A 14,827-nucleotide genomic window follows, 5' to 3' on the forward strand; every position below is an offset into this window, starting at 1 on the left:
GTGGTGTGTCGGCCAGACCAGCCGGGCGTACGCCTGTAGAACCACGCGAGACCGTCCCACGTTCCGTCCCCTGTCTCAGTGCTGGTTCGCACCCTTGTTCTGCAGGTCGCGACCGTACTCGATCATCTTGGCCGCGTACTCCGGGGTCCAGTCCGCCCGCTCCGCCACCTGCTCGGCGGTCAGCCGGTCGAAGCGTTCCGGGGCGGCCAGCTGCGCCGCCGCCATCGCCTGGAACTCCATCGCCCGGTCGGCCGCCGCCCGGAACGCCTCCACCAACTCGGTGGACCGCTCCAGCAGGCGCTGCGGATCGTGGATGGTGTCCAGGTCGAAGAAGTGCTCCGGCTCCGCCGACGGCTCCGCGGGCTCGAACAGCAGCGGCGCGGGGCGCAGCCGGGGCAGCCGTCCCGCCGGCCCGTCCCCTCGCGCCCGCTCGCCGCCGGGGCGCTGACTCGGCTGTGTCATGGGAGACCTCCGTGGTCGGGTGTCGGCTGCCGCATGCCATTGTGGCGCCCGCCGTCGGCCGGGACCAGATGTGGACGGACCACGGCAGGCATGCCCAAACGCGCGCGATCCCGCTCATTCGCCGCCAGGTGGTGCCGGCCGCCCGGGACGGGACCCGCGCCCGGACGTGCCGAACCGCGTGCGGATCGCCGTGAAAATTTCACGACTGGCGCGCACGGCCCGGCGCGCGGGCGCGCCCGCCCGCACCCCGGCGCGGACGGTCGGCGAACCCCCGCGGGGCAGGCGCGGCGCGTCCGACCGGGCAGGGGCACTCGCGCACCCCTCGGCACGGCGGCACGCCCCCGCACCCGGTGCATTCCCCGCCCGGACGCCCGCCACCCCCGACGGCGGGGGCAAAGGGTCAAGGTGTCACCAGGAGACCCGGTGCCGTTCAAGATGGCGCAGCACGGTCTCGTTGGCTTCCCAACCGTCCGGATCGGCGGCCGGCACGCCGAGCGCCACCGGTTCCACCGCCGGGTAGTCCGCCAGCAGGTCACCCACCCCGGCGCGGGACACCACGACGCAGGCGTGCCGGTGGCGGGAGGCCAGCACACACAGCCGACCGCTCTCCAGGTGGAAGGCGCTGGCGTCCGGCCGGCCGGACAGCGGGTGCAGCACCACCGTCACGTCGAACTCCCGCCCCTGCAGCCGGTTGGCGGTGTCCACCGTGACGCCGTCCGGGCCGACCGGCACCCCCGCCGCCAGCAGCCGGGCCCGCACCGCCGCGGCCTGGTCCCGGTGCGCCGTGCCCACCGCCACCCGGTCCGCCGTCAACTCGCCCCCACCCCGCTCCGAGACGGTCCGCCCGCCGCGCGCCAGGAACGCCGCGACCACCTGCGTCACCGCACCCACCGCCTCCGGGTCGGTGCGCGGCGTGTGCCCGGCCGGCAGCTCCAGCAGGCCCCAGCCGCTCTCCGCCGCAGCCTCCACCACCCGGTCGACCGAGGCCCGAACGCCCAGCTCGGGCGGGGTGGCCGACCGGTCCAGCAGCAGCCGGCGCTCGCCCTCCCCGGTGCCCGAGACGAACGGCGCCCGCGGGTAGAACGCCTCGGAGACCAGCCGCGCCGCCGAGTACGGCAGCCGCCAGGACACCGGCAGCCGGTGCTGCGGCAGGCCCGGGTTGTGCTCCAGCAGCACCCCCACGGCGCTGCGCGAGGGATCGTGCGGCAGCCCCGTCCACGGCCCGGTGTCCACCGTGGAGAACGGATCCAGCTGCCCCGGGTCGCCCACGAAGAGCGCCCGCTCGAACAGCCGGGCCACCACCAGCAGCGCGTCCGCCCGCATCTGGTACGCCTCGTCGACGATGGCGTGCCGCCAGGGCTGCTCCACCGTGACGAACTCGAAGCGCGCGGCGGTGGAGACCACCACCGGCAGGTCGGCCAGCTGGGCCGGCTTGGAGTGGCCGACGACGTTCGGCCGCCGCTCGGCCAGCGCCGGATCCAGCACGCCGTCCGAGGCGAGCAGCCGGCCCACCGGCAGGTCCGGAGCCTTGGCCGCGATCCGGTCCACCAGGTCGTCCACCTGGCTGTTGGTCTGCGCCACGATCGCCAGCCGCTCACCGGCCCCGGCCAGCTCCAGGGCCGCGCGCACCACCAGGGTGGACTTCCCGGCGCCGGGCGGTGAGTCGACCACCACCCCGCGGTGCCGGCCGGCCAGGGTGTCGCCGAGGATGGCGCGGACCGCCGCCTCGGCCGCCTCCGCCGGCCCCGGCACCGGCCGGGGCTCCGCCGTCGGCCTCGGCCCCGGGACCGGCGCCGGGCCGTCCGGCAGGGACCGCTCCGCCCCGAGGTGCTCGCTCACGCTCCCGCCTCCGTCCGGGCGCCGCCACCCACGTCGCTCGGGCCACTCGCATCGTTCGCATCACCCGGGGCGCCAGTCACGCTCGCCGGAGCCACCGGGTCCACCGGGTCCACCGGGTTCACCGGGGCCGTGGTGCCCGTCACGCCCGCCGGGCCCGGGCCCGCCGCGTCCGCCCCCACGCCGCTCCGGCCGCCCCGCGCCCCGTCCAGGGCCTCGGCCCCGGTGGCGGAGCGCGGACCGCCGTGCGTCCAGGGGATCTCCTCCGGGGCCGGCAGCTCGCTGGAACGGCCGCCCCCTCCGTCCGGATCGGCCAGCGCGAACACCACCTGCTCGCCGACCGCCGGCACGCTCCCCTCGGCGGGCTCCCGGCCCGTCCCCATCCCGCCGACCAGCCGCAGTACGACGGTGCCGTCCGCCCGGCGGCCCTCGGCCACCTCGGCCTTCTGCCGCACCGGCCCGCCCCACCGGTGCGCCGACTCGCCCTCCTCCATGGCCTCCGCGCCGTCCTCGGTGCGCACCGTGAGCAGCGGGCGCGGCCGGGGGCGCTTCCCCTCGGTCCACACCATCTCCACCCCCACCACCTCGCCCACCAGCGCCTCACCGGCCAGCCGGCGCTCCGCCAGGACCAGCGGGTCGTCCGCGGCCTCCTGCGCGGCCAGCGCGGTGAGCGCACGCTCCCACTGGCGCAGCCGGCGGGTGGCCCGCACCGGGTCGTCCTGACGCGGCTGCGGCGGCTCGCCGGCCCGCACGGCGTCCCGGTGCAGGGTGAACGACCACCGGTCGCCGCGCCAGCGCTGCGGGACGCGCGCCGCCTCCGGCAGCGTCCGCAGCAGCTCCACGCCGCGCCAGACGTCGTGCCAGGTGGGCAGCAGCTGCCGCTCCACCGCCCGCCGGATCTCCCCGGCCACCCGCCGGGCCGCCGCCCGGTTCGCGCCGCGCCCGCCGCGGGCGGCCGGGTCCTCCGCCTCGGCGCGCAGCCGGCGGTAGCGCTCCAGCAGCGGCGCCAGCACCCGGGTGTCGAAAACCGGGTCGGTGGCCGGGCCGGCCGGCGGGCTGACCAGCAACCCCTCCTCGTCCCGCCCCACCTCGGCGCGGCGGGCCGCGGCGGCCGCCCCGCCGGTGCCGCGCGCCGCCGCCTCGATCCAGGCCAGCAGCGCGCCGAGGTGCTGGTCCTCGGTGGCGCTCTGCCCGGTCGCCCAGTGGCGGGCGAGCACGTCGGTCATGGCCAGCAGCAGCGAGGAACCGGGCACCATCGAACGTTCCCCGTAGTGGGTCAGCCACCGGCCGAGCAGCGCCACCCGCGGCATGCCGTCCTCCGGCGTCGCCCCGCCCCCGCCACTGGGGTGCGGGACCATCCCGCCGGCCGTCGGCGCCTCGGAGTCCTCGGGCACGGTGCGCCGGAAGCGCAGGGCCCTGCCGAACAGCCGCAGCTCCGCCAGGCCCGCCGCGTTGGGCACGAGGATCTGCGGGGCGTCCACACACACCTCGGCCGGCTCCTCCTGGCCGGCGCGCGCCTCCTCCGTCTCGGTGGCGTCCTCGAACCGCTCCAGGTGGGGGAGGACGACCTCGGCCAGCTCGGCGAAGAAGGCGTCGCGGTGCTCGCGGTCGAGCGGGTCGGCCACCACCAGCACGCGGGGCACGGCCGGATCGGTGCCGACCGCGACCGCCAGCGGGGTGCTGGCCTCACCGGCCAGCGAGAGCGGCACCAGCACCAGCGGCTCGGCGGCGAGATGGCGGTGGCGCACGGTGGCCAGCGGCTGCGCGCGGTCCTCCCGCACGGCCTGGGCGCGGGCCAGGGTGGTGAGCAGGCTCATCGCCCGCCCCGGTCCGCCGCGCCCGGTCCGGCGTGCGGGGGCGCGGGGAGGAACAGCGCGGCGCTGCGCAGCCGCGCCGCCCGCCGCACCCGGTCGATCGCCCAGGCGTCGGGCGGCGCGGCCGCGGGCGCGGTGGCTCCGGCGATGGCGCCGGCCCGTTCGGCGTCCGGCCGTTCGGCGTCCGGCCGTTCGGCGTCGGCGGGTCCGGCGTTGGGCCGTTCGGCGTGGGAGGGAGCGGCGCCCGGGCCGGCGACCGTCTGCTCCTCCTCGGCCCGTCCCGCGTCGGCCCGCCCCGTGACGGCCTCGTCCGCGATCCGCAGCAGGTCGTCCAGGCCGCCGAGGCCGGAGAGCTCACCGCGGGCGCCGCGCCCGAGCGCGCCCGGCGCACCGCAGGCGCGGGCCTCGTGGCGGCAGTGGAAGGACAGCTCGCAGGCGGCGAGGCAGTCGGGGGTGTAGTCGGCGGCGACGGCGGCCAACGACCGTTCCAGGTCCTCCGGATCCCTGGTCGGCCGGCCGGCGCGGTTCGGCCGCAGGTCGAAGGTGACCTCCGGCGGCAGCGCGGCCGCCGTCTCCTCCAGCGAGGCCATCCGGCGCAGCTGCCGCCGGGTGACCGCGATCTGCCGCCGCAGGTCGACGACCGAGGCGGTCGGCCGACTGCCGAACCCCTCCGGGCACACCAGCACCACGCGCGGCCGCACCGGGTCCGCCGGCAGGCCGAGTTCCTCCGCGGCCTCCTGGAGCGCCAGGGCGTAGACGGCCGCCTGGCGGGCCGCGGCGCCGACCTTGACCGGGTCGGCCGAGCCGTCCAGCACCGGGAAGGACTTCACCTCCACCACCGTCCACCCGCCGTCCGGCCCGACCAGCACCGCGTCCGGCTCCAGCCGTGCCGGGGTGCCGCCGACGGACAGCGTCAGCATGGGGTGCTCCAGCAGCGTCCAGCCGCCCGAGGCGCCCGCGCCGGCGACCTTCTCCAGGGCCAGCCGGGTCCGCTCCAGCCGCTCCTCGGCCGAGCCGGCGCCGAGGGCGTGGACGTCCCGCTGGTGGGCGGGGGCCGGGCTGCCGTCGAGCCGTTCGGTGACGGTGGCGAGGAGTTCGGCGCAGTCGTCCGCGGTGAGCCGGCGCTCGAAGGCGATGCCGCGCGAGATGGCGAAGGGGGAACGGCCGAACGGCGCGGGGCGACCGAGATGGTGTGCGACGGCGGCCTTGTCGACGCCGGCGGCGTCCAACAGGGCCCGGCGTCGACAGCCGGGGTTGGCGGCCAGGGCGGCGATCGTGCGTGCGTCGTGGTCGGCGGGAGGCACCGGTCCGCGCAGCCCGGTCAACCGGGCCCGGGCGGCGGGGGCGGGGCCGGAGGCCCGGTCCGGCCCCGGTGCGCCGTCGTGCGTAGCGTCCATCGCCCGCAGTGTCGCACCCACCCCCGACAACGCGCGCCGCGCGCCCCCCACCCGGCGGGTCGGGGAGCGGGGGAGGGGCAGGTTTCTTCCGCCTGCCTGGCGCCCCCATCGCTCGTCCGCCCCATCGCCCGCCCCCTCCGCTGCACAGACGGCATAACACCGTTACGGCAGAACACAGACGGCATAACACAGACGGCGGAACGCGGCGCAGGGCCGACCGCCTGGCCCTCCATTCTCACAGCCCGCGCACAGCTCAGTGAGAGCCTGTTCACAGCTGGGTCCGCATATGTCCCCCATCGTCTCGGGGGGACCCCCTTTTTCAAGATTCTCATGCGGGGATCGGGCAGGACAGCCCTCAATTTCGAGCTGTGGATAACTTCCCTTCCCGCGTGGACGGCTGTCCCTGTCTACCTGCTCACGCCCACAGCTAGCGGGCTCACAGCTAGCGCGCCCACAGCTGGCGCACAGCTCAGTGAGAGCCTGTTCACAGCTGGGTCTGCATATGTCCCCCATCGTCTCGGGGGGACCCCCTGTTTCAAGATTCTCACGCGGGCGCCAGGCGGGGCAGCCCTCATTTTCAGGCTGTGGATAACTAGCCTTTCCCGCGTGGACGGCTGTCCTGTCCACCTGCTCACGCCCACAACTAGCGGGCTCACAGCTAGCGGGCTCCCAGCTGGCGCGCCCATAGCTGGCGCACAGCTCAGTGAGAGCCTGTTCACAGCTGGGTCCGCATATGTCCCCCATCGTCTCGGGGGGACCCCCTGTTTCAAGATTCTCACGCGCGGATTGGCCAGGGCAGCCCTCACTTCCAGGCTGTGGATAACCCGCCTTCCTCCCGCCGCTGGCCGTGGCCGTCCCTCCCGGGCAGCGGACGACTGGTCGAAACAGGATCGGAGACGACCGCCCCATCGGGCTGCGGACGACCGCCTCGTCGGGTTGCGGACGACCGCCCCGTCGGGCTGCGGACGACCGCCCCGGCCGGCCGCAGACGACTCGCCGGGCCCGGGCCGCGGGCCCGGACACCAGGGCGGATTGGCGGCTTCCGTTTCGGGTCGCGGATCATGGGTGGCTGGATCGGCGCGGACGCCCGGTCCGGACACCGGAGGAGAGACGCAGCCATGGCCCCACGCATCCTGCTGGTCCGGCACGGCCACACCGAGTGGTCCACGGACGGCCGCCACACCGGCCTGACCGACATCCCGCTCACCGAGCGCGGCCGGGAGGCGGCCCGGGCGGTCGGCCGGACGCTGGCCGGCGAGGCGTGGCACGGCGTGGGCTCCGGTCTGGTGCTCACCAGCCCGCTGTCCCGGGCGCGGGAGACCTGCGAGCTCGCCGGCTTCGGGGACCGGGCGGAGGTCTGCGAGGACCTGCGGGAGTGGGACTACGGCGCCTACGAGGGCCTGACCACCGCCCAGATCAGGCAGCGGCAGCCCGGCTGGGTGCTGTGGCGGGACGGTGTGCCCGAGGGCGCCACGCCGGGGGAGAGCCCGGAAGAGATGTGCGCCCGGGTCGACCGGGTGGTGAAGCGGCTGCGTGAGGCCACCGCCGACGCGAGCGGCCTGGAGGGCACCGCCGTGGTCTTCGCCCACGGCCACCTGCTGCGTTCCCTGGCGGCCCGCTGGCTCGGCCTGCCCCTCATGACGGGGCGGAACCTCGAACTCGGCCCCGCCACCCTCTCGGTGCTCGGCTGGGCGCAGGAGTGGCCGACCCTGGTGCGCTGGAACGACGCCTCACACCTGGACGGCTGACGGTCGGGGCCCCTGGCCGGGGCGGTCGCCGGGCGGGAGTGGGCTTGCCGGGGTGCCGGACCCGCAGCGGCCGTCGGCAGCGGCCGTCGAGAGCGGGTGGGGGCGCAGAAGCGGGGTGCGGGCTCCGGGGACCGGCGCCGCCCCCCGATCGGCGCCGGTCCTGGCCCGGCCCCCCGGGGCTGGTGGCCCCGGAGGCTTCGCGAACGGCCCCGCACCGGCGCGCCCCGCGTCCAGACGCCGTGGGTCACAGGTGGTCCGGGTGGGGCCGCCGCCGTTCACATGAGTTGACGGTGCGGTCCCCGCCACGGTTGCACCTCGTACGGGTGAAACCAGGGCGCGTGGCGGCCTTTGGCGGGGTATGGACGTTATGTCGCTGTGTCGTGTACGCCACATCTCCGGCCCGCCGGAACGGGCGTCAACGAGGGCTGCCGTCGCGTCCGGCGGGGCGGCTCCGCCCGGCGCCGGGCGGGTCGTGCGCGTCCGGCGCGGCGCGGGCTCACACCCGGCGTGCGCCGATGGTGGCGTCGTAGCGCTCCACCAGCGCCGCCGCCGGGCCGGAGGCGTCCAGGCTGCGCAGCGCCCGCACGATCCGGGCGAGCATTTCGGCGACGCGTGCCGAGCGCACCTGGCCCAGCGCGTCGACCACCCGCTCTCCGGCCTCGGCCGCCCCGTCCAGGTCCCCGCTGGCCGCCCGGGCGCGGGCCAGCCCCGCGGCGTACAGGGCCTGGTTGCGGGTGAAGTGGGACTCCTGGAACCGGACGGCCAGCAGGCTGTGCTCGGCCGCCCGTCGGAAGTCGCCGAGCGCGGCCCAGCACTGCGACTGGAGCGCCATCAACTCGGCCTCGCCGTAGAACGACATCCACTCCGGCGCGTCCTGGGGGCTGCCCCGGTCGAAGAGCGCGCGCGCCCGCAGCAGGCTGCGCTCGCAGCCGGAGCGGTCGCCCAGCGCGGCCCAGGCCCGGGCCTCGCGCATCGCCAGCAGCGACAGCAGCCGCAGCGAGCCCAGCTTCTGCGCGACCTGCTGGCCGGCCTGCGCGGCCCGCAGCGCCTCGCGGACCCGACCGCTGTCCTTGGCGAGGTTCGAGGCGTTGCAGAAGGCGTGCGCCTCCAGCCAGCGGTCCTCCGTCATCCGGGCCGCGGCCAGCGCCTCGGCGTAGTAGGAGCGGGCGTCCTCCCGGCGGCCGGAGTCGTGCGCCAGCCACCCCACGGAGATGGCCAGTTCGCCGGCGGCCGACTGCAGCCGGCTGCCCAGTCCGCCGCGGCACCGGCGCTCGTCGAGCATCCGGTAGGCCTCCTGGAGGGTGTGTCCGGCGTCCGCGTAGAGGTCCTCGGCGCCCAGACGGTCGTCGAGCAGGCGGATCCGGCGCACCGCGCCGAGGACCTGGCCGACCTCGTCTTGGTCGGCCTCGTCCGCCGCCGCTCCGCCCGGTCCGGCGCCGCGTTCCGCCGCCGCGGCGGTGGCTCCGGGGAGCGCCAGGGCGGCCGCCGCGGCCGAGCCGGACGCCACGAAGACGCGACGGTCCACGTTTCCCTCCTGTTCCCACGACCGGGCCTCCCGGCGCGGTCGCGTCTCGCCGTGGCGGCGCTGCCCGGGCAGCCGGGCCGGGCCCGGTCCGGTGGCGGGTGTGGTGCCGACGGCCGGGCCGGTACCGCGCGAGGCGTCCGGGACGGGGCAGACGGCGGGGACGGGTGTGGCGCCCGCGGTGCCGGGGACGCCGGTGGGGCCGGGGGCGCCCGTGGGCCCCGGGGCGGGGGCGTCCGAGGTGGGCGGGGTCGGGGCAGCGGTGAGGGCGGTGGCCGCGGTGGGGCGACGGCTGCGGACCTTCTCGCGCGGCTCGAAGCCGAGCTCCTCCAGCGTCCGCTGGAACATGTGCTGGAAGACCCGTGCGTACGCGTAGTTCGGACACCGGATCTGGCCGGATTCGATCCGCCCGACGTAGCGGGCGTCGCAGCTGACCCGCTCGCCGATGTCGCGGGCGGCCTTGCGTACCAGCGCGGCGAACTCCCCGGGCGACAGGTCGCCGCGCAACCCCCGCATCACCCGGTTGGGAACGCGGCCGGCGGGGGCCGGCAGGGGAGCGGGCGCCGAGGGACCGGTCGACGTCATGGGCCGTCTCCAACAGGGTGTGCAGGGTGCCCGGTGGTCCCGGGGCTGTCCGGAAACAGCCCTGACAGTACCGTTAGTAATGGTCTCGCCACGTTTGGTTTCCGGCAGAACGGACATTTGGCGTGCGATCGGCTGTGAAATGCCATGTTCTGCCGCATCGGGCCCAGGCTTGCCCCGTGGCCAGCACGGGCACGGCTGCGTTGTTCTGGGCGAATGCCGGAGCGGGACCGTGTGTCAGCACGCCAGCCCCACGACGGCTCCCCGGCCGCAAGTTCGCAGCGCGAGGAGGACGGCGAAGTGAGCATGACTCGACCGGAAGGGGCATGGCCCCGGCGTGCCGCCGAGCGCGCCGGAACCGGGCAGGGGGACGCGGACGGCACCGCGGCGCTCGCCGAGTTCATGGACCTGCTGGACGAACCCCCCACCCGCCGGATCGACTCCTCCTCCCCGCTCCCCGTCACCCACCCGCACCGCCGCCCCGACGCTCCCGGACCCACCGACCTCTCCGGCTCCACCAGCCTCAACGACCCCACGGGTGACGGTCACATCACGAGCCTCACGGACCGGCCCTGCCCCACCGCCCCCGCCGGCCCGGGTGTCCCCGGAGGTGCCACCGCCCCCAGCGCCCGGCCGCTCGGCGGCGCGGTGTACCAGCCGGCCGCCCGACGGGCCGCCCGCCCGGCCCCAGCCCTGGGCGACTCCCCGGCCCCCGGCCCCGCCACCGGGCCATTCCTCGGGCCCGCCTCCAGCGGTCGACACCCGGGCTCCTCCCGCGCTCCGGGGGGCGGCCCGCGCGGCTCCGGCCGTGGCGTCGCGGCCGGCGGCGGCCGTGTCGGGCCCGTCTCGCCGGCCGCCGGGTGGGACCCGTTCGGCGTGGACCTGCTGACCGATCCGCGCTCCCCGCGGGCCGTCCGGCAGGCCGCCCGGGACGCCGCCGGCGGCTTCCGGCACACCCCCGGGTGCCGGGCGGCGGGCGGTCGACCGGCGTTCGGCGCGGCGGAGGAACACCTGGCGCCGACCTCCGCCGCCCGCCCGGCGCTCCTGCCCGCCGACGATCCGGCCACCGGCGGCCAGTGGACGGCCGAGGGCGCCGAGCTGGCCCTCGCCGCGGTCGACTGGAGCTGCGACATCCTCGCCCTGCCGCTGCGCTGGGGCGTGGAGACCCTGGACATCCTGCGGCGCCGCCGTGTGGAGGGCCCCGTCCTGTTCGACCCCGGCGCGGCGGCGCTGCTCTTCCTGGTTCCCGCCGGGGCGCTCGACGGCCGTTTGGCCCGTGAGGGCGCCTCCTGCCGCCACGGCCATCCGGACGGCACCGGAGCCGGTACCGGTGGAGGCCAGGCGCCGGCGGGGGCCGGGGGCCGCTGCGCCGCGGGTGACATGTCGACCTTCCTGTGGGGGCTGTGCGCGCACCCGTCCCGGCCCACCCTGCCGCTCGTCCGGATCTCCTGGCAGCGGCCGGGACGGTGCGACTGCGGCGGGGTGTCGCCCCGGCGCGGCGCGGCCCGCCCGTCGCACCGCCCCGCGGAGGCGGACGCCCCGGCGGAGGAGGCCCCCGGCGGGCTCCGTCCGGCCGGGGCGGGTGGGGCCGGCGGACCGGGCGCCTCCCCGGGGGGGCCGACCGGTCAGGTGGGCACGTCCGGCCATGTGGGCACGGCCGGCCGGGGCGGGCTGTGGCTCGTCCCACCGAGGCGGGACCGACCGCTGGCCGATCCCGCGGCGCTGCGTGAGGCCCTGGAGCTCGCCGACCTGACCCTGACCGCCTCCAGCGACGGCTACCCCACCGGCTGACCGGAACGGTTCCCCCGGGGCCCGGCCGGGCCGGGCGGTGCCGCGCAGTGCTGGGCGGTGCCGCGCAGTGCGGGGCCGAGCCGGGCAGTGCGGGGCCAAGCCGGGCCGGGCCGGGCCGGGCGGGGCGCAGCGGTCCCCGGCCCGGCGCGGGGGTTCCCTTACTTTCGTCAGCACCGGCCGGCGTCCCGCGCCGGTAGCGTGCCGGGGGTGAACCTCCCGAGCAGCCCGCCGGCGCGCCCGCGCCGCTCCCGCCGGGAGACGGCCACCGACACCCTGCTGGGCCTGACGCTCGCCGTCTCCGCCCTCGCCCCGCCCTCCGGACCGGCCGGTGGAACCCCGCCCGCGCCGGGCGAGCAGTTCGCCGCGGTCGCCCTGCTGGTCGCCGCGGTGGTGGTCAGCCGCGCCCGGCCGCTGGCCGCGCTGGCCGCCGTCCTGGCCGCCGCGTTCGCCGAGGCCTGCGGGCTGGTCACCGGCGTCCCCGGCCGCGGCCCGTTCGGGACCGGGCTCGACCCGTTCGCGCTCGGGGTCGCCGTCTTCGCCTACCGGGCGGGCCGGCGCACCGAGCGGATGCCGCCCGCGCTGCCGGGCGCCGTGGCCGTCGCGGTGGTCGGCGCGACGCTGATGGGCGTCCTGGGCCGGGAGACGGGCGGCACCGACAGCATGCTGATGGTGGTGGTGTTCTGCGGCGTCCTGCCCTGGCTGCTGGGCCGCTACCGGCGCCACCAGCAGGCGCTGGTGGCCGCCGGCTGGGCCCGCGCCGAGCAGTTGGAGCGGGAGCAGCGGATCGTCGCCGACCGGGAACGGCTGCGCGAGCGCTCCCGGATCGCCCAGGACATGCACGACTCCCTCGGGCACGAACTCAGCCTGCTGGCGCTGCGCGCCGGGGCCCTGGAGATGACGCCGGACCTGGACGAACGGCACCGCGCCGTCGCCGGGGAACTGCGCGTCGGCGCCGGCCGGGCGACCCAGCGGCTGCGGGAGATCATCGGGGTGCTGCGCGAGGACGCCGAGCCCGCCGCGCCCACCCGGCCGGTGCACGAGGACGTCACCGAGCTGGTCGAGCGCGCCCGCGCCTGGGGCCTGGCGGTGGAGCTGCGGATCGACGACGCGTTCGGGCGCGGCCCGTCCCCGGCGCCCATGGTGGACCTGGCCGTGCACCGGGTGGTGCAGGAGTCGCTGACCAACGCCACCAAGCACGCCCCCGGCGCGGCCGTCTCCGTCCACCTGGAGCGGCGGACCGGTGAGCTGGTGGTCACCGTCACCAACACGGCGCCCTCGCCGACCGTCCGGGCCCTGCCGCTGTCCTCCGGCGGCCTGGGGCTGGTGGGGCTGGGCGAGCGGGTGCGGCTGGCCGGCGGCACCCTGCGCGCCGGGCCCCGCCCCGGCGGCGGCTTCGAGGTCGTCGCCCGCCTGCCCGCGGCCGCGGGCGCCGTGCCGCCCGGGCCGGACGGGGACGGCGCACGGGAGGCGCCCGGCGGCACCGCCCCCGCGCCTACGCCCGGCCCGGCCGACCCGGAGGCCGACCCGGAGGCCGCCCCGGGCGTCTCCGAGTCCGCCCGGCAGCTGGCCCGCGGCAGCCGCGCGGTGCGGCACCGGCTGCTGGCGGCGGTCGTGGTGCCGCTGCTGCTGGCGGTGTGCACGGGCGCCACCGTCTACGCGTACCACGCGCACACCGCCGCCGGTTCCACACTGTCCGCCGCCGACTACGCACGGCTGCGGATCGGCATGACCGAGGCGGAGGCGCGGGCCCTGCTGCCGCCGCTGCAGACGGCGCCGCCGGCGGCCGGCGCCGGGCCGCCCGCGTCGCCGGGGGCACGCTGCTCCTACTATCGCGACGCCATGGTTCCCTTCGTCGAGGACGTCCTCGGCTACCGGCTGTGCTTCGCGGACGGACGCCTGGTGGCCAAGGACCTCCTGTCGGCGGCGGGCGTCGCCACGACGGGGCCCGGGGCCCATCGGGCGTGGACCCCCGCGGCCGTGACCGGGGCCGGGACGGGGGCCGGGACGTGGCCCGGATCAGGGCTCGGAAGTGGGGAGACGGGGCGGTGAGGACGACGGCCGACGACGCCGCCTTCGGGGCGGAGACGGGCGGGACGGCGGGCGGGACGACCGGAGGCGGCGACGGGGTGATCCGGGTGCTGCTCGCCGACGACGAGGCGATGATCCGGGCCGGCGTGCGGGCGATCCTGTCCACCGACCCGGGCATCGCCGTGGTGGCCGAGGCGGCGGACGGGCGGCAGGCCGTCGAGCTGGCGCGCGGCCACCGGCCGGACGTGGCGCTGCTGGACATCCGGATGCCCCGGCTCGACGGCCTGGCGGCGGGCGCGGAGATCCGCCGGCTGGTGCCCGAGACCGGGGTGGTGATGCTGACCACCTTCTCCGAGGACGACTACATCGCCCGCGCGCTCGGCGGCGGCGCCTCCGGCTTCCTGCTCAAGGCCGGCGACCCGCGCGAGCTGATCGCCGGGGTGCGGGCGGTGGCCGCCGGCGCCGCCTACCTCTCCCCGGAGGTCGCCCAGCGGGTCATCCGCGAGCTGAGCGGCGACCGGATGTCCCGGGCCTCGGCGGCCCGCGCCCGCGTGGAGGGGCTGACCGCGCGGGAGAGCGAGGTGCTGGCGCTGCTGGGCGCCGGGCTCTCCAACGCCCAGATCGCCCGCCGGCTGCACCTGGTCGAGGGCACGGTGAAGGCGTACGTCAGCGCGATCCTGAGCCGCCTCCAGGTGCGCAACCGGGTCCAGGCGGCCATCCTCGCCTACGAGGCCGGACTGGTGGAGTGAACGGCGCCGGCCCCGCCCGCCGGCCGGCGAGCGGGGCCGGTCGGTGAACGGGGCCGGTCGGCCAGGGGGCGGGCGGCCGATGAGCGGGACGGCCGGTGAACGGGACGGCTGGTGAACGGGACGGCTGGTGAGCCGGACCGGACGTCGGCGGCCGGTCAGCCGGCCGGGTCCACCGCCTCGTCCGGGGCGGCCGTCCCGCGGCGCCGCGCCCGGCGCCCCCACAGCCGGCGTGCCACCTCGGCCAGCACGGTCATCGCCGCCGCCATGCCCAGCCCGGCGGCCAGGCCGAGCAGCGGGTCGTCGCCGAAGGCCTGGCCGCCGAGGTAGCCGATCAGCGTCCATCCGCCGCCCCACAGCAGCGCGCCGCCCGCGTCGAAGGCGGTGAACCGCTGGAGCGGGTAGCCCGTCGCGCCCATGGTGAGCGTCGTGGCGGTGCGCGCGCCGGGGACGTACCGGGACGCGAGCAGGATCACCCCGCCGCGCCCCTGGAGGGTCCGCCCCGCCCAGGCGAACGCCGCACCCTGGCGGGTACCCGGCCGCATCCAGCGCTCCAGGCTGCCGCTGGCGCTCCGGCCGACCAGGTAGGAGGCGTGGTCGCCGACGAACGCGCCGAGCGCCGCCGCGGCGACGACCAGCAGCGGCTCCGGGGCTCCGGTGGCGCTGAACACGGCCGCCGTGACCACCAGGCTCTCGCCCGGCGCCACCGGAACGACGCTGTCCAACGCGGCCAGGGCGAAGAGCGCGAGGTATATCCACGGGGTGGTGACCGCGCCCTCCACCAGGGCCAGCAGGCCGTCCATCAGCAGCCGCTCCCGCCGTGCGTCGCCCGCCGCCCACCCGCAGCGCCCATGCCCGTCCTCCTCGGTTCCGTTCCGGTCGCGCCGGGCCGGGGCGGCCC

At 77.7% G+C, this 14,827-nt stretch carries 10 protein-coding genes; 4 read left to right on the forward strand and 6 right to left on the reverse strand.

The window, feature by feature from the left end; all coding sequences use genetic code 11:
* Positions 1-75: 75 nt before the first annotated feature.
* The 4 genes from FHU37_RS26290 to FHU37_RS26305 form a co-directional block, all read right to left on the reverse strand.
* The gene (locus FHU37_RS26290) at positions 76-462 is read right to left on the reverse strand and encodes a DUF8844 domain-containing protein (RefSeq protein WP_246451302.1); all 387 of its coding nucleotides are present in this window, start codon (positions 460-462) and stop codon (positions 76-78) included.
* A gap of 408 nt (positions 463-870) precedes the next feature.
* Entirely contained in the window at positions 871-2,214 is a 1,344-nt protein-coding gene (locus tag FHU37_RS26295; protein WP_179817411.1) for an AAA family ATPase, read from the reverse strand.
* An 83-nt stretch (positions 2,215-2,297) separates the two neighbouring features.
* Positions 2,298-4,115 carry a hypothetical protein gene (locus tag FHU37_RS26300; protein WP_246451304.1) on the reverse strand — a complete coding sequence of 606 codons (1,818 nt, stop codon included), beginning with the start codon at positions 4,113-4,115 and terminating at the stop codon, positions 2,298-2,300.
* Complete coding sequence (locus FHU37_RS26305; protein ID WP_179817122.1) at positions 4,112-5,509, reverse strand: hypothetical protein; 1,398 nt, start codon at positions 5,507-5,509, stop codon at positions 4,112-4,114. Before FHU37_RS26305 ends, FHU37_RS26300 begins: the two co-directional genes overlap by 4 nt.
* Positions 5,510-6,627: 1,118 nt before the next feature.
* Between FHU37_RS26305 and FHU37_RS26310 the strand changes: the two genes are divergently transcribed.
* Positions 6,628-7,257, forward strand: a complete 630-nt coding sequence (locus tag FHU37_RS26310) for a histidine phosphatase family protein (RefSeq protein WP_179817123.1) — start codon at positions 6,628-6,630, stop codon at positions 7,255-7,257.
* Positions 7,258-7,753: 496 nt separating this feature from the next.
* Here the strand turns inward: FHU37_RS26310 and FHU37_RS28710 are convergent, their stop codons facing one another.
* Positions 7,754-9,364, reverse strand: coding sequence for an NsdA family TPR-like regulatory protein (locus FHU37_RS28710; RefSeq protein WP_246451305.1), 1,611 nt, complete (start codon positions 9,362-9,364; stop codon positions 7,754-7,756).
* A 297-nt stretch (positions 9,365-9,661) separates the two neighbouring features.
* On the opposite strand from FHU37_RS28710, the gene FHU37_RS26320 reads away from it, so the two are divergent.
* The 3 genes from FHU37_RS26320 to FHU37_RS26330 all read left to right on the forward strand — a co-directional run bounded on the left by FHU37_RS26320 (position 9,662) and on the right by FHU37_RS26330 (position 13,929).
* On the forward strand, positions 9,662-11,152 hold the full coding sequence (locus tag FHU37_RS26320) for a hypothetical protein (RefSeq protein WP_179817124.1): 1,491 nt from the start codon (positions 9,662-9,664) through the stop codon (positions 11,150-11,152).
* 207 nt (positions 11,153-11,359) lie between these two features.
* On the forward strand, positions 11,360-13,201 hold the full coding sequence (locus FHU37_RS26325) for a sensor histidine kinase (RefSeq protein WP_179817125.1): 1,842 nt from the start codon (positions 11,360-11,362) through the stop codon (positions 13,199-13,201).
* A gap of 77 nt (positions 13,202-13,278) precedes the next feature.
* Entirely contained in the window at positions 13,279-13,929 is a 651-nt protein-coding gene (locus tag FHU37_RS26330; RefSeq protein WP_179817412.1) for a response regulator, read from the forward strand.
* A gap of 155 nt (positions 13,930-14,084) precedes the next feature.
* Here the strand turns inward: FHU37_RS26330 and FHU37_RS26335 are convergent, their stop codons facing one another.
* Positions 14,085-14,729 (reverse strand): DedA family protein, encoded by a 645-nt coding sequence (locus tag FHU37_RS26335; protein ID WP_179817126.1) that lies wholly within the window; start codon positions 14,727-14,729, stop codon positions 14,085-14,087.
* Between the last annotated feature and the right edge of the window lie 98 nt (positions 14,730-14,827).

The sequence above is a fragment of the Allostreptomyces psammosilenae genome (assembly GCF_013407765.1).
Classification (GTDB): Bacteria; Actinomycetota; Actinomycetes; order Streptomycetales; family Streptomycetaceae; genus Allostreptomyces; species Allostreptomyces psammosilenae.